This window comes from Phycicoccus jejuensis (assembly GCF_044797865.1).
In the GTDB taxonomy this organism is placed as follows: Bacteria; Actinomycetota; Actinomycetes; order Actinomycetales; family Dermatophilaceae; genus Phycicoccus; species Phycicoccus jejuensis.
In genome coordinates this window covers 443,018-458,742 of the sequence record NZ_CP085209.1, presented here as the reverse complement: position 1 = coordinate 458,742, position 15,725 = coordinate 443,018, and the positions used below count along the sequence as shown (strand labels likewise).

Here is a 15,725-nt window from a genome sequence, read left to right as displayed (position 1 = left end):
CGCCACGACCAGGACGCCCGATGGCGCGGATGACCCGCAAGGCCGACCTGCCCACCAAGGTCTGCGCGACGTGCGGCCGGCCGTTCGCCTGGCGCAAGAAGTGGGCCCGCGACTGGGACGAGGTGCGCTACTGCTCGGAGGCCTGCCGCCGCAACCGCCCGAAGGACGAGGCATGAGCCGCGAGCCCGGCACGCGGGTGCTGCTCATGAGCGACACCCACCTGCCCAAGCGGGCCAAGGACCTGCCGGCGCCGCTCTGGGACGCCGTCGAGGCGGCGGACCTCGTCGTGCACGCCGGCGACTGGGTCGACGAGGCGACGCTCGACGCCCTCGAGGCCCGCAGCGCCCGGCTGCTCGCCTGCTGGGGCAACAACGACGGCCCCGGCCTGCGGGCGCGGTTGCCCGAGGTCGCCCGCGCGACCATCGAGGGCGTGCGCATCGCCGTCGTCCACGAGACCGGCCAGAAGCAGCGCCGCGAGGAGCGGATGCGCGTCGCGTACCCCGACGTCGACCTGCTCGTGTTCGGGCACAGCCACATCCCGTGGGACACCGCGCAGGACGGCCTGCGGCTGCTCAACCCCGGCTCGCCGACCGACCGCCGGCGCCAGCCGGACTTCACGTGGATGACCCTGCGGCTGGCCGACGGCGGCATCCACGACGTGGAGCTCCACCGCCTCCCCCCGCACACCCCCGCCTGACCCCGGCGCCTCAACATTTCGGGGTCACCCCGAAATGTCCACGAGACCCCGTCTCGGAGCCGGGGTCTCGTGGACGTTCTCGTGTCTCGGGCCGGACGGCCGCCGGCTCAGGCCGGGGCGTCGGCGAAGCGCAGGTAGGGCTTGACCTCGTCGACGTTCTCGAAGCGCTCGCGGGCGTCGTCGGTCGAGATCGTCGGGGCGACGATGACGCGGTCGCCCGGCTGCCACTCGGCCGGCGTCGAGACCGGGGCGGCGTCCGTCTGCTGGAGCGCGTCGAGGGCCCGGAGGATCTCGGTGAAGTTGCGCCCCACCGACTTCGGGTAGGTGATGGTCAGGCGCACCTTGTTGCCGGGGTCGACGAGGAAGACCGACCGCACGGTCGAGGTGTCACCCTCGCCGGGGTGGATCATGTCGTAGGCCTGCGCGACGGTGCGGTCCTGGTCGGCGATGATCGGGAAGTCGACCGCGACCCCGCCGACCTCGGCGATGTCCGGCACCCAGCGGCCGTGGTCCTCGACCGAGTCGACGGACACGGCGATCGGCTTGGCGTTGCGCGCGGCGAACTCCCCCGCCAGCGCCGCGGTCCGGCCGAGCTCGGTCGTGCAGACGGGCGTGAAGTCGGCCGGGTGGCTGAACAGCACGGCCCAGGCGCCGTCCTTCCACGCGTGGAAGCTGATCGGGCCGGCCGTCGAGTCGGCGGTGAAGTCGGGGGCGGTGTCGCCGAGGTGGAGGGACATTGATAACTCCTCGTTTGAAGATGGCTGACCACATGTTATCGATGGACCCCGCCGGTCGTCTCAGGTTGCCCGCACTCCGGACGCGCGAGGCCGGCAGATCGGACGCCTTGGTTGCTGCCGGACGACCCGGCGGCTGCGGGGACATCCGGGACGCACCCCGGCGCCGACGCCTCGTCGCTAGGGTCGGCGCCGTGCGCACCCTCACCTCGGAGCGGCTCGTGCTGCGGCCCTGGGAGCCCGCCGACGCCGACTTCCTCCTCGACCTCGAGGGCCGTTGGGAGGTCGTCCGGCACCTCGGCGCGGCCCCGTCGACGATGACCTCGCGCGACGAGGCGCTGGCGTCGATCCACCGGCGGCGGGCCATCAGCGCGCACCATGTGCACGGCGTCTGGCTCGTCGCCGACCACGACGGGCGCCGGCTCGGCAACCTCCTCCTCAAGCCCGTGCCCCTGAGCACGGACGAACGGACGGACGGGCCTCCCGAAGTCGAGGTCGGCTGGCACCTGCACCCCGACGCCTGGGGCCACGGCTACGCCACCGAGGCGGCACGGATGGTCCTCGACGACGCCTTCGCCCGTGGGCTGACCCGCGTCGTCGCCGTCGTCCACCCCGAGAACACCGCCTCGACGGCCGTGTGCCGACGCCTGGGGATGCGCCACCTCGGCCCGAGCACCAGGTACATGGACGCCACGCTCGAGGTGTTCGAGCTCGTCGCTCCCTGACCCGGAGCCGCCCTCCCGGGGGCTGTCGTCCACGGCACATCGGGGCTAGGGTCGCCCGTCATGGACATGCTCGGGGGAGACGACATCGCCGCGGCCGCGCTCGACGACTGGCGCCGGCTGGCCCAGGGGCTGCACGCCCGCTACCGCGTCGACGACTTCGCGGCGGCCGCCCGCTTCGTCGCCGCCGTCGCCGAGGCGGGGGACGAGGTCGGCCACCACCCGCGCGTGGCGATCGCCCCGGGCGTCGTCGACCTCAAGCTGAGCACCGAGGACGCGATCTACCGCGAGGACGACGGCACCGAGCACGTCGTCGAGTGGATGACGCAGCAGGACGTCGACCTCGCCCGTCGCATCACCGAGGTCGCCGCCGCGCAGGGCCTCGCCCCCGACCCGGCCGCCGTCAGCGTGCTCGAGCTCGGCCTCGACACCCCCGACTCCGCGCGCGTCGCCCCGGTCTGGGCCGCGCTGCTCACCGGCGACCCCGCGAGCCGCGGCCGGGGCACGCCCGGCGACGAGGTGCGGGACGCCGCCCAGCGCATCCCCAACCTCTGGTTCGACGACCCCGCCGAGGAGCGCGCCGGACAGCGCGTCCACGTCGAGGTCTACGTCGCCCCCGAGGCCGCCGGCCCGCGCATCGCCGCCGCCGTCGCCGCGGGCGCGACGGTCGTCGACGACAGCCAGGCTCCCCGGCTGGTCGTCCTCGCCGACCCGGACGGCAACCGCGGCGTCGTCTGCGCGCCCGGCGCCTGAGCCGGGCGCGCGGCGCCGACCGTCGCCCCGGCGAACTGCCTCAGGCGCGGACGGCCGGCTCGTCCTCGACGACCTCCCGCGCGTCACCCGCGCGCCGCTGCCGGTAGACCCCGAGCGCGACGATGACCGCCGCCGACACGACCGAGAAGGCGATGGCCTGTTGCTGGCCGGGGTCGAAGGCCATGAGGCCGATGACGACGACGATGAACCCGATGACGACCATGGTCAGGCCGGGGAAGAGCCACATCCGCACCGGCGGCACCTCGTGCGACGCCCGCATCCGCCGGCCGAGGACGAGCTGGCTGACCGCGATCGACAGGTAGACGAACAGCGCGATGGCACCCGATGTCGCGAGCAGGTAGCCGAAGATCTTGTCCGGCAGGACGTAGTTGCCGACGACCGCGAGGAAGCCGAGCACCATCGAGAGCAGGATGGCGACGACCGGCACGCCGCGGGCGTTCACCCGGCCGATGGCCCTCGGCGCGTCACCACGGGCCGCGAGCGAGAAGACCATCCGCGAGGCGGTGTAGAGCGCCGAGTTGAGGCAGGACGCGACGGCGGTGAGGACGACGACGTCCATGATGACCGGCGCTCCCGGGATGCCGATCGCCTCGAGCACCGTCTGGTACGAGCCGTTCTCGAGCCGGTTGTAGGGCACCAGCGAGACGATGACCGCGATCGAGCCGATGTAGAAGATGAAGATCCGCCAGATGACCGAGTTGACGGCCTTGGTGATCCCCTTGGCCGGGTCGGGCGACTCCGCCGCGGCGATCGTGACGATCTCGGTGCCCATGAACGAGAACATCGTCGTGAGCATGGCGGCGATGACGGCGCCACCGCCGCCGGCGAAGAAGCCGTCGGGCTCCCAGAGCCGTGAGACGCCGCTGACCTCCGAGGTCGGCAGCAGGCCGAGGATGGCGAGCACGCCGAGCGCGATGAAGGCGATGATCGCGACGACCTTGACGAGCGCGAACCAGAACTCGAACTCGCCGTAGTTGCCGACCGACACGAGGTTGGTCCCGGTGAGCAGGATGGTCACGAGCAGCGCCCAGATCCACTGGTCGAGGCCAACCATCCGGCTGAGGATGTCCGCCGCCGCCGTCGCCTCGACGGGGATGACGAGCACCCAGAACCACCAGTAGAGCCACCCGACCGAGAAGCCCGCCCAGCGGCCGAGCGCGCGCTGGGAGTAGACCGAGAACGAGCCGGTGTCGGGGTTGGCCGTCGCCATCTCGCCGAGCATCCGCATGACGAGGACGACGAGGCTGCCGGCGAGGGCGTACGAGACGAGCACGGCGGGGCCGGCCTGCTCGATCGCGTTGGCGGAGCCGACGAACAGGCCGGCGCCGATCACCCCCGCGATCGAGATCATCGTGATGTGGCGGGGCTTGAGACTCGTCCCGAGCTGGCTCTGGCCGCTCTGCGAGGTCTGGTCGGGCGTGGTCACCCGGACGTTCCTACCGCACGCGGGGGTGGCCCGCGCGCCGGAGGATCCGGGCTTCTCTCAGGTCGTCGACGGGGCCGGCTCGGCGACGGCAGCGGCGAGCCGATCGGCCAGGGCGGCGACGGCCGCCCGCAGCTCCGGACCGGCGACGACCGTGAACGGCACCTGCAGCTGGGCGAGGTCGCTCGCGTACCCCGGCAGGTTGCTCGTCGTGCCGACCAGCCGCGTCCGGCCGGGGCCGTCGGCCTCCAGCCGCCCGAGCGTGCGCGGCACGTGGTCGAGACGCTCCGGGGGAAGGTCGATGACGACCTCGGTCGCGTGCTCCCATCCCGCGCCGAGGTGCTCCTCGAGGGAGGCGACGGGATCGAGGTCGTCCGGCACGCGAAAGGTGCTGTCCAGCAGGTCGACCCGATGGACGCGGTCGACCCGGTAGGTCCGCACCGACGCCGAGCGCAGCGACCGGCAGAGCAGGTACCACCGCCCGTGCCGCACGACGACGGCCCACGGCTCGACGTCGGTCGTGAACTCGCGGCCGTTCTCGGAGCGGTAGTGCACGGTGACGCACCGGGTCTCGCTGCGCGCCCGCACGAGCGCGACGGTGGTCGCCGGGTCGGGCCGCGCGGCGCCGCGGTCGGGGGCCGCGGCGGTGGTGCGCCGCACGACGTCGGCCTGGTCGGCGACGTGCTGCGGCATCGCCCGCAGGAGCTTCGCCACCGCCACCCCCACCGGATCGGTCGGGTCGGCCGCGGCGTGGTGGCCGTCGAGCACGGCCATGACGAGCCCGAGCGCCTCGGCGCTGCTGAAGACCAGCGGCGGCAGCCGCGTGCCCCGGCCGAGCCGGTAGCCACCGGCCGGCCCGCGCGTCGACTCCACCGGCACCTCGGCGTCGCGCAGGATGCCCACGTAGCGCCGGACCGCCCTCGCGGACACCCCGAGTCGCTCGGCGAGCCGCTCGGCGGTGATGCCCGGCTCGTCCTGGATCGCCTCCATCGTGATGAGGGCGCGGGCGGCCGGGCTGGTGTCGGGGCGCACGCCGCCATCCTCAACCGGACGCCGACCGTCCGCAACCGCCCCTACGGTGCTGCGCATGACCGAGATGCTGCTCCTCCACCATATCCAGGGCCTGACCCCCGGGGTCGTCGACCTCGCCGACCGCTTCCGCGCCGCCGGGCACACCGTGCACACACCGGACCTGTTCGAGGGGCGCACCTTCGCGTCGATCGACGAGGGCGCGGCGTACGTCGGGTCGGTCGGCTTCGCGGAGATGCGGGCCCGGGGCGTCGCCGCCGCCGACGGGCTCGGTGACGGGTTCGTCGTCGCCGGCATCTCGCTCGGCGTCATGGCGGCCCAGCAGGTGGCGCAGAACACCCCCGGGGCCGCGGGAGCCCTGCTGTTCGAGGCGTTCGCCGACCTGTCGAACTTCGGCACGTGGCCCGACGGGCTCCCGGTGCAGGTGCACGGCATGGCCGAGGACCCCTTCTTCGGCGCCGAGGGGGACGTCGACGCCGCACGCGAGTTCGTCGAGGGTCGTTCCGCCGCAGAGCTCTTCGTCTACCCCGGCGACGTCCACCTGTTCGTCGACAGCTCCCTGCCGTCGTACGACGCGGACGCCACCGCGCTCGTCGTCGAGCGCTCGCTGGCGATGCTCGAGCGCCTGCCGTGAGCCGTACCCCGCCGCCGTGGGAGCCGCCGCTCGCCGGCTCCGAGGCCGACCAGCTCCTCGGGTCACTGGACCGGATGCGCGCCACGTTCCGGTACAAGGCGGACGGCCTCGACGCCGACGGGCTGCGCGCGACCATCCCCACGTCCACCCTCAGCCTCGGGGCGCTGCTCAAGCACCTCGCAACGGTCGAGGACTTCTCCTCGACCCGACGCCTCTCCGGCGCACCGATGCCCGACGTCTGGGACGACAACGGCTGGGACGACGAGGACGACTGGGAGATGACCTCCGCCGCGTCCGACCCGCCGGAGGTGCTGTACGCGCTGTACGACGGTGCCGTGGAGCGCAACCGGGCCCTGGTGCGCGAGGCCGTCGAGGCTCGGGGGCTCGACGGCGCCGCGCACGCGGCGGACGAGGAGGGCCGGCACGCGAGCATCCGGCGGCTGTTGTTCGACCTCCTCGAGGAGTACGGACGGCACACCGGCCACGCCGACCTGCTCCGCGAGGCGGTGGACGGCCGGGTCGGTGAGGACCCGCCGGAGGACTGGCGTCCACCGGGTGGGGGCGCACCGTCCTGAGCCCTCGCCCGGAGAGGGATCAGCATGGTGGTGGTGTGGCGAATGAGGTTGCCGTGCAACCAATTCAGCCCCTCTGGGCTCTTGTCAATCGGACGTGCGTTCGATAGGATCGGACCACCGAGGGGAGGGGGGAGCACATGGGCACCGACCGCAGGTCCGACGACCTCCTCGACGTGGTGCGCCGGGCGCGCTCGGCCCTCTCCACCGGGCGTTCGCACGGCACGCGGGTCGGGACCCGTGAGGCGCTGACGGCGACCCTCGGCGAGCTCCGGGCCCTCGTCGACGAGGCGACGGCACTGCAGGACGAGGTCCTCGTCGGCCTCGTGGCGCTCGAGCCCGAGCGGGCCGAGGACGGCACCGTCCGCGAGGTCCGGAAGGCCCCTGGGCACGTGGGGCTCGACGCCCCGGCCATCGTCTCCGGCGTCCTGTGCCTCTCGGCCATCGCCGCCGAGCAGCGGGTCCGGGACGCCGTGCGACGGGCCGCCGACGGCCCCGAGGGCACGCCGACGGAGACCGGGCTCGGCGGCCTGCACGAGGCGATGGGTCAGGGCCGCCTCGACGCGTCCCGCGCGCACGTCGTCGCCGCCGAGCTCGAGGAGTGTCCGGCGGACGTCCGCCGGACGGTCGTGGCGTCCCTCGACGAGTGGTTCGAGCGGGAGGACGCCACCCGGCTGCGTCGCCGCGTCCGCCGCCTGGTCGCGACGATCGACCCCGACCTCCTGCGGCAGCGCGCCGAGCGTGCCCGCTCCGCGACGGGTCTGCGCCGCTGGGTCGACGAGCCGGGGGTCGACACGTGGCTGGGGACCTTCCCCAGCGAGGAGGCGCGCGGGGCGTGGGCGGCGATCGACGCGCTCGCGCAGCGCTACGTCGACGACGGGACGTGCGCGCGCATCGACCGGGCCCGGGCCCGCGCGCTCACCGACCTCGTGCTCCGGCAGGCCACCGTCAGCACCACCGTCGTCGAGCACGACGCCCACCCGGTCACCGGCGCCCTCCTCGACGCCGGCGACGCGCTGGCGATCACCGCCTACCGGCCGGGTGCGGCCCTCGCGGCCCTGGTCCGGGCACGGGACGGGCACTGCCGCTTCCCCGGGTGCTCCGTCGCGGCCCGGTGGTGCGACCTCGACCACGTCGTGCCCTGGCCCGCCGGCCCGACCAGCGCCCTCAACCTCGTCTGCCTCTGCCGCCGCCACCACCGCACCAAGCAGCGGCCCGGATGGCGCACGCGGCTGGACCCGGACGGCACCTACACCGTCACCGACCCCACCGGGCGGGTCCGCACGACCGACCCGCCCGACCACCTCCGGGACCGGCCGCCGCGGGACCTCCCGGCCCCCGACGACCTCGCCGCCCCACCGGGCGAACCCCGGCTGACCGTTCCGGACGGTCCGCACAGCGACGTCGAGCACGCGCTCGAGTCGCGCCTCGGCGGCGACCGCTGGGGACGAGCGCCCTGTCGGGTCGAGGTCCACCGCCCGAGCCGACGGTTCACCGTCGCACCGACCGGCGACCACCCGCCTCGGCGACCTCCGACCCGGTGGCCCGACACCCCTCCCTTCTGACCCTCAGGAGCGGGGCGCCCCCACCGCGCGCCGCCACGCGGTGAACGACTGCACCGGCACGCTGCGCGGCCGCACGAGCCACGGGTAGGGATGGACCTCCACGGGTTCCACCTCGGCAGCGCGCCGGGCGAACCCGGGCACGGGCGCGTGGGTGACCGCGAGCCGCCGCCCGGCCAGCTCCTCCGCGACGACCCCGAGCCGCACCTCGAGCGGACGCCGCGTCGCGAGGTCGCCGAGCGCCTCGGCGAGGAACACGAGGCGCTTCCCCGAGAGCCGTAGCCCGGCCAGCAGCGGCTCGTCGAGGACGAACACCGCCGGGCGCTCCTCGTCGGCGGCGAGGGCGGGGTCGGCGTCGCCGAGGGACTCCGCGGTCAGCCAGACCTCGTCCGCCCCACCCCCCTCGACCTCGGCCGGGCCCGCCGGGACGGGCGCCCGACCGAGCGGCGGACCGTCCGCCGCTGGGCCGACGCCGTCCTCGGGCCAGCCCTGGACGGGGCAGCGATCCGCGAGCGAGCACCCGCGGCACAGGGACGGCGCCCGCTTCTCGACCTGCCAGCGGCTGAACCCGTACGGACGCCCGGACCCCGTGCCGACCGTCCACTGCCACCCGAGCCGGTTCGCGGCCCGCGAGCCGTCGAGCAGGTGGGCGAAGAAGACGTCCTCGCCGACCCGCCAGTCCGCGCCGGCCCGCACCGCCCACTGGGAGGCGAGCCACATCCGGGTCTGGTTGACCAGCCAGCCGTCCTCGACGAGCTCGCCCGTCGTCGCGGCCATGCACGCCATCTCGTCGGGCCACGGGGTCGGCCAGCGGTCCGCCGTCCGCGGCTGCTCGCGCCGCAGCGGTCGGCCGAGCGCCCGGCCGACCCGGGCGTAAAGGTGACGGGCGTACTCCTGCCAGAGCAGCTCGTCGCGGTACTTGGCCCGGTCGCGGGCCGGGGCGTCGGCGACCGCGTCCCACGCCTCGCGCAGCGTCACGAGGTTGTACCGGATGTACGGGGACATCCGGCTCGCCCCGCGCCGCTCGACCGGGAGGACGGTGCTGCGGCGCGACGCGTACCCGCTGACGTCGAGCGTCGCGAGCGCGGTGTCGGCGGCGCTCTGCCCCCCGACGTGCCCGCCCCGCCGCGTGCCGTCGGCGCCCTCGCGCACGAGGTGGCCGAGGTGCTCGCGCACCCACGCGACGGGGTCGTCACCGCCGGGTGGCGGCGGGGTGGGGAGGCGCATGCTCCGTTCTACCCCGCCGCCGATGCGGAACCGCTGTGGCTCAGCACTTCTCCCAGTAGCCCGTCGAGGTCTGCCTGAGCGTCGACGTGTAGTACGTGTTGTAGAGGCCGAGGTTCTGGTTCGAGCCCGTCGCGTAGGCGTAGCCGCCGGACTGGTAGGCGGCGCACACCGAGGTGTCGATGAAGGACGCACCGGCCGTGCCGCACTGCGCGGTGCCCGTCCCGGGGTCGACGGCCGTGCCGTGCGTCATCCCCTGGACGCGGGTGACCCGCACCCGCCCCGCGTAGTCCTCGTGGGTGACACCCGAGGCGACGGTGCCGGTGCTCGTCGGGGTCTGCGACAGGCCGGCGACGTTCGTGAACTGGTCGCGCAGCTCGCCGGCGTTCATCGGGGCCACGGTCGTGTCGGACGTCCCCTGCCAGATCGAGACGAGCGGCCGCTTGCCCGTGTACCCCGAGGACGCGGCGCGGACGAGATCGCCCCACGCGGCCGGCGTCTGGTCGACACCGGGGTTCATGCACGAGAACGCGTCGAGCGTGCTGCTCGCGCAGCGGTAGGGGAGGCCGGCGTTGATGGACCCGCCCCGTAGGTGTCGGGGTAGGTCGCGAGCATGACGGCGGTCATCGCCGCGCCGGCGGAGAGGCCGGTGACGTAGACCCGCGAGGAGTCCAGGCCGTAGGAGGACACCGCGTAGTCGGTCATCTGCTTGATGCTCAGCGCCTCACCCTGCCCGCGCGCCGTGTCGGACGCCTGGAACCAGTTGAAGCAGGAGCTCGAGTTGTTGCTGCTGCTCTGCTGCGCGAGCACGAGGGCGAACCCGTGGCGGTCGGCCATCTCGCGCCACCCGGAGTTCGCGAAGTACGTCGACGCGTTCTGGGTGCAGCCGTGCAGCTCGACGACCAGCGGTGCGCCGGAGGGCAGCCCGTCGGGTCGGTAGCTGTACATCGCCAGTGCGCCGGGGTTGCTGCCGAACCCGGTCACCTGCGTGAGCCCGGCGGCCCGCGCGGGTGGCGAGGTCGTCACGACGAGGCCGACGGCCCCGAGGACGACGAGCGCCACGAGGAGGACCAGGCTGCGCCCGAGGGCGGTCGCGCGGGCGGCGGACGGTGTGGACGTCATCGGTCTGCCTCCGTTTCCCGGCGGCTCCGTCGACGCCGGACCGGGACACCGTGCCACCCGCACTGCGCTGCCACGGTGGCGTGCGACCCCAGGACGAGCGGTCGCCCCTGGGCCCGTGCGACATGGTGCGCGACGACACCGTCGCGCCCCGTCTCAGCCGGACGTCGCCGGGGACCCGATCCGCTCGCCCATCCGCACGGACGCCCCGAGCGTCAGCGGCTCGACGACTCCGGCCCCCCGGGAGCACACGAGGACGACGGTGGACCCGAACTCGAAGTGCCCGAGCGGGTCTCCGGCCGCGAGGTGGTGCGGCTCGTCGTAGTCGTACCGCTGCACCTCGCGCCGGTGGGCGTTGGTGTGCAGCCGCTCGTCGAAGGCGAGGCGCGTCATCCCGACCATCGTCGCGCCGACCGGCACGACGGCCACGTGGCCGCCGCCCTCGGTCTCCATCCGCACGACGATGCGCTCGTTGCGCGCGAAGAGGTCGGCGACGTTCGCCACCGCGGCGCTGTTAACCGGCCAGAGGTCGCCCGGGACGTAGGTGGCCGCCGTGACCCGACCGTCGATCGGGGCGTGGATGCGGTGGTAGTCGCTCGGCGAGAGGTACAGGGTCGTGTAGGTGCCGCCCTCGAACAGGTCGGCGTACGCCCGGTCCGCGAGCAGGGCCGCGAGCGAGTAGTCGTGCCCCTTGGCCTGCACCAGCGTGTCGGACACGACCTCGCCCCAGGCCCCGACCGTGGCGTCGACAGGCGAGACGAGCGCCCCCGCGGCCACCGGCCGCAGGCCGGGCGCGAGGGTGCGCGTGAAGTACGCGTTGAGCGTCGGGTACTCCTCGAGCGGGAGCGCCGCCTCGCGGGGGTCGGCGCCGACGACGCGGCTGAAGCCGCCCAGCACGGTGGCGCGCCGGCGGCGCGGGATGGTCCGGCTCGCCAGCCAGCCGGCGCCGCGGCTCATCCCGTGCCGGGGCAGGACCGAGACGACGGCGATGAGGAGGCGTCCGAGCACCCGGCCAACCTAGCAAGGGCGGCCGACGCCGATCCTGAGCCGATCTTGACGCGATCTTGCTCGAGCACCCCGTCGCGGCGCCGATGAGCGGGGTGGACATTGCCGTTGCGGAGAAAGGCCCCCCATGACACGCACGACCCCCAGCGGCGTCGAGCGTACGTTCGGTCGCGACGAGATCATCGTGACCAAGACCGACCTGCAGGGTCGGATCACGTACGCGAACGAGGTGTTCTGCCGCGTCTCCGCCTTCGACGAGGCGGACGTGCTCGGCAAGCCGCACAACATCATCCGCCACCCGAGCATGCCCGCGGGTGTGTTCAAGCTCCTCTGGGACCGGCTGCAGGCCGGCCAGGAGCTCTTCGCCTACGTCGTCAACATGGCCGGCGACGGCGGTCACGACTGGGTCTTCGCCCACGTGACCCCGACGTTCGACGCCCGTGGCTCGATCATCGGCTACCACTCGAACCGTCGCGTGCCGAGCCGCTCGGCCCTCAACGTCATCGAGCCCCACTACCGCGAGATCCGCTCGCACGACGATGGCCAACCTCGGTGGCGCCTCGCGCGAGATCGAGAACGTCGTCGGGTTCATCTCCTCGGTCGCCGCCCAGACCAGGCTCCTCGCCCTCAACGCGCAGATCGAGGCGGCCCGGGCCGGGACCGCCGGCCGCGGGTTCGACGTCGTCGCCTCCGAGGACCACGTCGCTCGCCGAGACCACCGCGAAGTCGACGGAGGACATCACCAACCAGGTCCAGGAGATGATCGCCGCCTCCGGCCGCAGCATCAACGCGAGTTAGTCGGTCCACGGCATGGTGCGCGACATGTCGCCGATGGTCGACGACCTCCGCTACGCCGTCGACGGCAACGCCTCGATGTCGGACGGGGGCTACGGTCTCGACCCCCGCGTCGGCCAGGGCCTGGCCCAGATGGCCGAGATGCTCCGCGCCGAGGTCGGGACCTTCCTCGACGTCATGCGCCGCACCTGAGGCGGCGCCCCCCGGGCTGGACGGGCACCGGTCGCGCGCATTCCGGAGCGCGACCGGTGCCCGTCCTGTACGCCGTGCAGAAATCGACGAATGTGACGATTGCTGCACGCCCGCCCGCGCGTGCCCGGATCAGGTGTGGTCGCGCAGGTACCGCCCGAAGTGCGGCACGGTGAAGGCGATGAGCCCCCGCTCGCCGGAGTAGATGAGGCCCTTCTTGAGCAGCGCGTCGCGGGCCGGCGAGAGCGACTGGGGCTTGCGCCCGAGGTGCGCCGCGACGTCCGCGGTCGGGACGGCGTCGGCGTCGTCGGTGCCCCCGGCCGCGGCGGCGACCTCCGCCATCGCCCGCAGGTACTCGCGCTCACCGGGCGTCGCCCGCTCGAACCGCGACCCGAAGAACCCGACCGCCAGCTCGGCCTCGGCCTCCGGCGCCGCGACCTCGACGTCGGCCGGCGTGATGGGCGAGCCGGGTGCCCTGTCCCACACCGCCTTCCCGTAGGCCTGGATGAAGTAGGGGTACCCGCCGGTCGCGAGGTACATCGCCGCGAGCGCGTCCGGCTCGTATTCCGCCCCCTCGTCGGCCGCCGGCCGCACGAGCGCCGCGTCCGCCGCGTCGTGGTCGAGCCGGTCAATGCGCGAGTACCGGAACAACCGCTCGGAGTACGACTTCGAGGCCGACAGGACCGCCGGGAGGTGCGGCAGCCCGGCGCCGACGACGATGAGCGGCAGCCCGGTCTGGCTGATCTCGTGCGCGGCCGCGCAGAGGGCCGACACGTCCTCGGGCCCGAGGTCCTGCATCTCGTCGATGAAGACGGCGATGCCGCGGCCGGTGTCGGCTGCCGTCCCCCCGAGGTCGGACAGCAGCTCGACGAGGTCGATCTCGACGTCGCCCGAGTCGGCGCGCCCGGCGACCGCGGGCACGGTGATGCCCGGGTTCCAGCGGTCGCGCAGCTTGGGGGCCGACCGGGCCGAGCGGCCCGACTCCGGCTCGCGCTGGGCGAAGGACCGGATCACCCCGAGCGCGTGGTCCCCGGCACCGCCCGCCGGCCCGAGCTCGCGCACCGCCTGGTGCAGGGCCGACGACAGCGGCCGACGCAGCGACTGGTCGGGCCGCGCCTCGAGCTTGCCGGTGCCCCACCCCGCCCGCACCGCGGCCGAGCGCAGGGCGTTGAGCAGGACGGTCTTGCCCACGCCGCGCAGGCCGGTGAGGACCACCGAGCGCTCGGGACGGCCCCGGGCCACCCGCTCGAGGACGACGTCGAAGGCGTCCAGCTGCTCGTCGCGACCGGCGAGCTCGGGCGGCCGCTGGCCGGCGCCGGGGGCGTAGGGGTTCCGGATCGGGTCCACGATCACACCGTATGGGCATCTCTAGCCCTGACCCGATACATCCGCAGACGCCCCGATCGTGTCGCCGCCGACGCGCCAGGGTGACATGGCCCGCCCATGTCACCCCGCCGCGGAGGTCGCCCGACCGCTCGCACCACCGCGGGGACCGTTCGTCGACGACGCCGGGCCTACCCGTGGGTCACCCCCGGACCCGGGGAAACAGTCGGGGCGCCCCGGGACCACCACACAGCGACATCCACCACACAGCGACATCCACCGCACAACGACATCCACCACACAATGACGTGAGGACCACGACGATGACCGACCACCCATCGACCGGACCAGCCGACACCACCCCCACCGACGGCGACACCGCCCGCCGCCTCCTCGGGCGACGCGCCCTCCTCGCGGGCGCCGGTGGCGCCGCGACCCTCGCGGCCACCGGCCTCGTCAGCGGGAGCGGGGCCGTGGCCCGACCGGTCGCCGGCCTGCCCGCCGCGACCGCCCCGACCCCGCTCGCGCTCCTGCGCCGGATGATCTCCTTCGACACCCAGAACTTCGGTGAGGGCGGCAAGACCCGGGCGCACGCGCAGTGGCTGCGCGGCGTCTGGGACGCCGCCGGCGTCCGCTCCGAGATCATCCCGACCCCCCAGCCGGACAACGTCCACCTCATCGCGCGGATCAAGGGGACCACCTCGGCGCGGCCGCTGCTCCTGCTCGGCCACTCCGACGTCGTGCCCGTCGAGCGCGAGAACTGGTCGGTCGACCCCTTCGCCGCCGTGGTGAAGGGCGGCGAGATCTACGGCCGTGGCGCACTCGACATGAAGGGCGCCAACGCGGCGTCCATCGCCGGGCTGCTGCGGCACGTCCAGGAGGGGCACCGGTTCGAGCGCGACATCATCGTCCTCACCGACTGCGACGAGGAGGCCGGCAGCTACGGCTCCGGCTGGCTCGCCGAGAAGCACTGGGACAAGCTCGACGCCGGGATGGTGCTGACCGAGGGCGGCTGGTTCCTCGCACAGTCCAACGGCACGACGCCGATGCTCGTGACGGTCACCCGCCAGGACAAGGTCTACTTCAACCTCGACCTCTACGCCTCCGGCACCGCGACGCACTCGTCGAAGCCCATCCCGGACAACGCGATCGTCTCGCTGTCGCGGGCGGTCGCGGACATCGGCGACGACCTCGCCCCGGTGCACCTCACGAAGGTCACCCGCGAGTACTTCTCCGCCCTCGCCCGGGCCACCGACGACCGCCGGTTCGCGAACGCGATCCGGCTGATGCTCGGCACCCGCAGCACGAAGGTCCGCGAGCGGGCCGCCACGCTCGTCGTCCGGTACTCCGACTACCCCTACCTCCACTCGGCGCTGCTGCGCACGACGACCGCCTTCGTCATCGAGGACGCGGGGTACAAGGAGAACGTCATCCCGTCCGAGGCGCACGTGCGCGTCAACTGCCGGGGCATCCCCGGTGGCGAGAAGCCGCGTGACTTCGTGGCGCGGCTGCGTCGGACGTTGCGCGGCAAGGACATCGAGGTCCGTCTGGGGGCGCCCGAGGGTGTCAGCGAGGCCGACTACCTCGACCAGCTCGACGAGACGTGGGCCACCGCGCCGGCGTCGCTCGACACCCCGCTCTACGACGCGATCGAGCGGGCGGCGAAGCGCACCTACCCGAAGGCCGTCTTCTCGCCGGCGCTCTTCGAGGCCGGGACGAGCCTCGGGCCGTGGCGCGAGCGCGGCATCCCCGGGTACGGCGTCTACCCGTACGTGATCGACAACGACCAGCTCATCGGGATGCACGGCAACGACGAGCGGATCTACGTCGAGGCCCTCGAGCGCGGCACGGACTTCATGTACCGGGTCTTCGACGGCTTCCGCGCCTGACGCCGACCCACCACGTACAGGGACCCGCCCCCCA

General features: G+C 73.8%; 17 protein-coding genes and 2 pseudogenes. 11 read left to right on the top strand and 8 right to left on the bottom strand.

Translation table 11 applies throughout. From position 1 onward, the window contains the following. Positions 1 to 20: 20 nt before the first annotated feature. Entirely contained in the window at positions 21 to 176 is a 156-nt protein-coding gene (locus tag LG324_RS02055) for a DUF2256 domain-containing protein (protein WP_084696596.1), read from the top strand. Beyond that, positions 173 to 697, top strand: a complete 525-nt coding sequence (locus LG324_RS02050) for a metallophosphoesterase family protein (protein ID WP_404351412.1) — start codon at positions 173 to 175, stop codon at positions 695 to 697. The genes LG324_RS02055 and LG324_RS02050 overlap by 4 nt, the downstream gene beginning before the upstream one ends. A gap of 107 nt (positions 698 to 804) precedes the next feature. Here the strand turns inward: LG324_RS02050 and LG324_RS02045 are convergent, their stop codons facing one another. Further along, entirely contained in the window at positions 805 to 1,434 is a 630-nt protein-coding gene (locus LG324_RS02045; protein WP_404351410.1) for a peroxiredoxin, read from the bottom strand. 191 nt (positions 1,435 to 1,625) lie between these two features. Here LG324_RS02045 and LG324_RS02040 point away from each other — a divergent pair, with 191 nt between their 5' ends. Next, positions 1,626 to 2,156 (top strand): GNAT family N-acetyltransferase, encoded by a 531-nt coding sequence (locus tag LG324_RS02040; protein WP_404351408.1) that lies wholly within the window; start codon positions 1,626 to 1,628, stop codon positions 2,154 to 2,156. 60 nt (positions 2,157 to 2,216) lie between these two features. Further along, on the top strand, positions 2,217 to 2,906 hold the full coding sequence (locus tag LG324_RS02035) for a VOC family protein (RefSeq protein WP_404351406.1): 690 nt from the start codon (positions 2,217 to 2,219) through the stop codon (positions 2,904 to 2,906). Positions 2,907 to 2,946: 40 nt separating this feature from the next. Here LG324_RS02035 and LG324_RS02030 read toward each other — a convergent pair whose 3' ends face one another. Then, the gene (locus LG324_RS02030) at positions 2,947 to 4,353 is read right to left on the bottom strand and encodes an amino acid permease (protein ID WP_404351404.1); all 1,407 of its coding nucleotides are present in this window, start codon (positions 4,351 to 4,353) and stop codon (positions 2,947 to 2,949) included. A gap of 57 nt (positions 4,354 to 4,410) precedes the next feature. Further along, positions 4,411 to 5,382 carry a YafY family protein gene (locus LG324_RS02025; protein ID WP_030527173.1) on the bottom strand — a complete coding sequence of 324 codons (972 nt, stop codon included), beginning with the start codon at positions 5,380 to 5,382 and terminating at the stop codon, positions 4,411 to 4,413. Positions 5,383 to 5,437: 55 nt separating this feature from the next. On the opposite strand from LG324_RS02025, the gene LG324_RS02020 reads away from it, so the two are divergent. The 3 genes from LG324_RS02020 (at position 5,438) to LG324_RS02010 (ending at position 8,150) form a co-directional block, all read left to right on the top strand. After that, positions 5,438 to 6,013, top strand: coding sequence for a dienelactone hydrolase family protein (locus LG324_RS02020; RefSeq protein ID WP_404351401.1), 576 nt, complete (start codon positions 5,438 to 5,440; stop codon positions 6,011 to 6,013). Beyond that, positions 6,010 to 6,588, top strand: coding sequence for a DUF664 domain-containing protein (locus LG324_RS02015; RefSeq protein ID WP_404351399.1), 579 nt, complete (start codon positions 6,010 to 6,012; stop codon positions 6,586 to 6,588). Before LG324_RS02020 ends, LG324_RS02015 begins: the two co-directional genes overlap by 4 nt. 137 nt (positions 6,589 to 6,725) lie before the next feature. Beyond that, positions 6,726 to 8,150: an HNH endonuclease signature motif containing protein gene (locus LG324_RS02010; protein ID WP_404351396.1), complete on the top strand. Its 1,425-nt coding sequence runs from the start codon at positions 6,726 to 6,728 to the stop codon at positions 8,148 to 8,150. Positions 8,151 to 8,153: 3 nt separating this feature from the next. Here the strand turns inward: LG324_RS02010 and LG324_RS02005 are convergent, their stop codons facing one another. The 4 genes from LG324_RS02005 to asd all read right to left on the bottom strand — a co-directional run bounded on the left by LG324_RS02005 (position 8,154) and on the right by asd (position 11,498). Beyond that, a complete protein-coding gene (locus LG324_RS02005; protein WP_404351393.1) occupies positions 8,154 to 9,374 on the bottom strand; it encodes an FAD-binding domain-containing protein in 1,221 nt (406 codons plus the stop codon). A gap of 40 nt (positions 9,375 to 9,414) precedes the next feature. Next, positions 9,415 to 9,891 carry a hypothetical protein gene (locus tag LG324_RS02000; RefSeq protein WP_404351391.1) on the bottom strand — a complete coding sequence of 159 codons (477 nt, stop codon included), beginning with the start codon at positions 9,889 to 9,891 and terminating at the stop codon, positions 9,415 to 9,417. After that, positions 9,888 to 10,493, bottom strand: coding sequence for an alpha/beta hydrolase family esterase (locus tag LG324_RS01995; protein WP_404351388.1), 606 nt, complete (start codon positions 10,491 to 10,493; stop codon positions 9,888 to 9,890). The genes LG324_RS02000 and LG324_RS01995 overlap by 4 nt, the downstream gene beginning before the upstream one ends. Positions 10,494 to 10,646: 153 nt before the next feature. Continuing rightward, a complete protein-coding gene (asd, locus tag LG324_RS01990) occupies positions 10,647 to 11,498 on the bottom strand; it encodes an archaetidylserine decarboxylase (protein ID WP_404351385.1) in 852 nt (283 codons plus the stop codon). A 124-nt stretch (positions 11,499 to 11,622) separates the two neighbouring features. Here asd and LG324_RS01985 point away from each other — a divergent pair. From LG324_RS01985 to LG324_RS01975, 3 genes and pseudogenes are all read left to right on the top strand, one after another. Then, a pseudogene (locus LG324_RS01985) lies at positions 11,623 to 11,895 on the top strand (PAS domain-containing protein); the annotation flags it as partial. A gap of 139 nt (positions 11,896 to 12,034) precedes the next feature. Next, positions 12,035 to 12,130 (top strand): annotated as a pseudogene (locus tag LG324_RS01980) (hypothetical protein); the annotation flags it as partial. Between the two features lie 187 nt (positions 12,131 to 12,317). After that, entirely contained in the window at positions 12,318 to 12,482 is a 165-nt protein-coding gene (locus tag LG324_RS01975; RefSeq protein WP_404351382.1) for a hypothetical protein, read from the top strand. 129 nt (positions 12,483 to 12,611) lie between these two features. Here the strand turns inward: LG324_RS01975 and LG324_RS01970 are convergent, their stop codons facing one another. Then, positions 12,612 to 13,826, bottom strand: coding sequence for an ATP-binding protein (locus tag LG324_RS01970; protein ID WP_404351379.1), 1,215 nt, complete (start codon positions 13,824 to 13,826; stop codon positions 12,612 to 12,614). Between the two features lie 299 nt (positions 13,827 to 14,125). Between LG324_RS01970 and LG324_RS01965 the strand changes: the two genes are divergently transcribed. After that, complete coding sequence (locus LG324_RS01965) at positions 14,126 to 15,691, top strand: M20/M25/M40 family metallo-hydrolase (protein WP_404351376.1); 1,566 nt, start codon at positions 14,126 to 14,128, stop codon at positions 15,689 to 15,691. Positions 15,692 to 15,725 lie beyond the last annotated feature (34 nt).

Excerpts from the sequence above, each read along its gene's own strand:
- LG324_RS01975 (WP_404351382.1), top strand. The coding sequence starts at position 12,318 with ATGTCGCCGATGGTCGACGACCTCCGCTACGCCGTCGACGGCAACGCC.
- LG324_RS02010 (WP_404351396.1), top strand. The coding sequence starts at position 6,726 with ATGGGCACCGACCGCAGGTCCGACGACCTCCTCGACGTGGTGCGCCGG.
- LG324_RS02020 (WP_404351401.1), top strand. The coding sequence starts at position 5,438 with ATGACCGAGATGCTGCTCCTCCACCATATCCAGGGCCTGACCCCCGGG.
- LG324_RS01965 (WP_404351376.1), top strand. The coding sequence starts at position 14,126 with ATGACCGACCACCCATCGACCGGACCAGCCGACACCACCCCCACCGAC.
- LG324_RS02000 (WP_404351391.1), bottom strand. The coding sequence starts at position 9,891 with ATGAACCCCGGTGTCGACCAGACGCCGGCCGCGTGGGGCGATCTCGTC.
- LG324_RS01995 (WP_404351388.1), bottom strand. The coding sequence starts at position 10,493 with ATGACGTCCACACCGTCCGCCGCCCGCGCGACCGCCCTCGGGCGCAGC.
- LG324_RS02005 (WP_404351393.1), bottom strand. The coding sequence starts at position 9,374 with ATGCGCCTCCCCACCCCGCCGCCACCCGGCGGTGACGACCCCGTCGCG.
- LG324_RS02035 (WP_404351406.1), top strand. The coding sequence starts at position 2,217 with ATGGACATGCTCGGGGGAGACGACATCGCCGCGGCCGCGCTCGACGAC.
- LG324_RS02050 (WP_404351412.1), top strand. The coding sequence starts at position 173 with ATGAGCCGCGAGCCCGGCACGCGGGTGCTGCTCATGAGCGACACCCAC.
- LG324_RS02055 (WP_084696596.1), top strand. The coding sequence starts at position 21 with ATGGCGCGGATGACCCGCAAGGCCGACCTGCCCACCAAGGTCTGCGCG.
- LG324_RS02045 (WP_404351410.1), bottom strand. The coding sequence starts at position 1,434 with ATGTCCCTCCACCTCGGCGACACCGCCCCCGACTTCACCGCCGACTCG.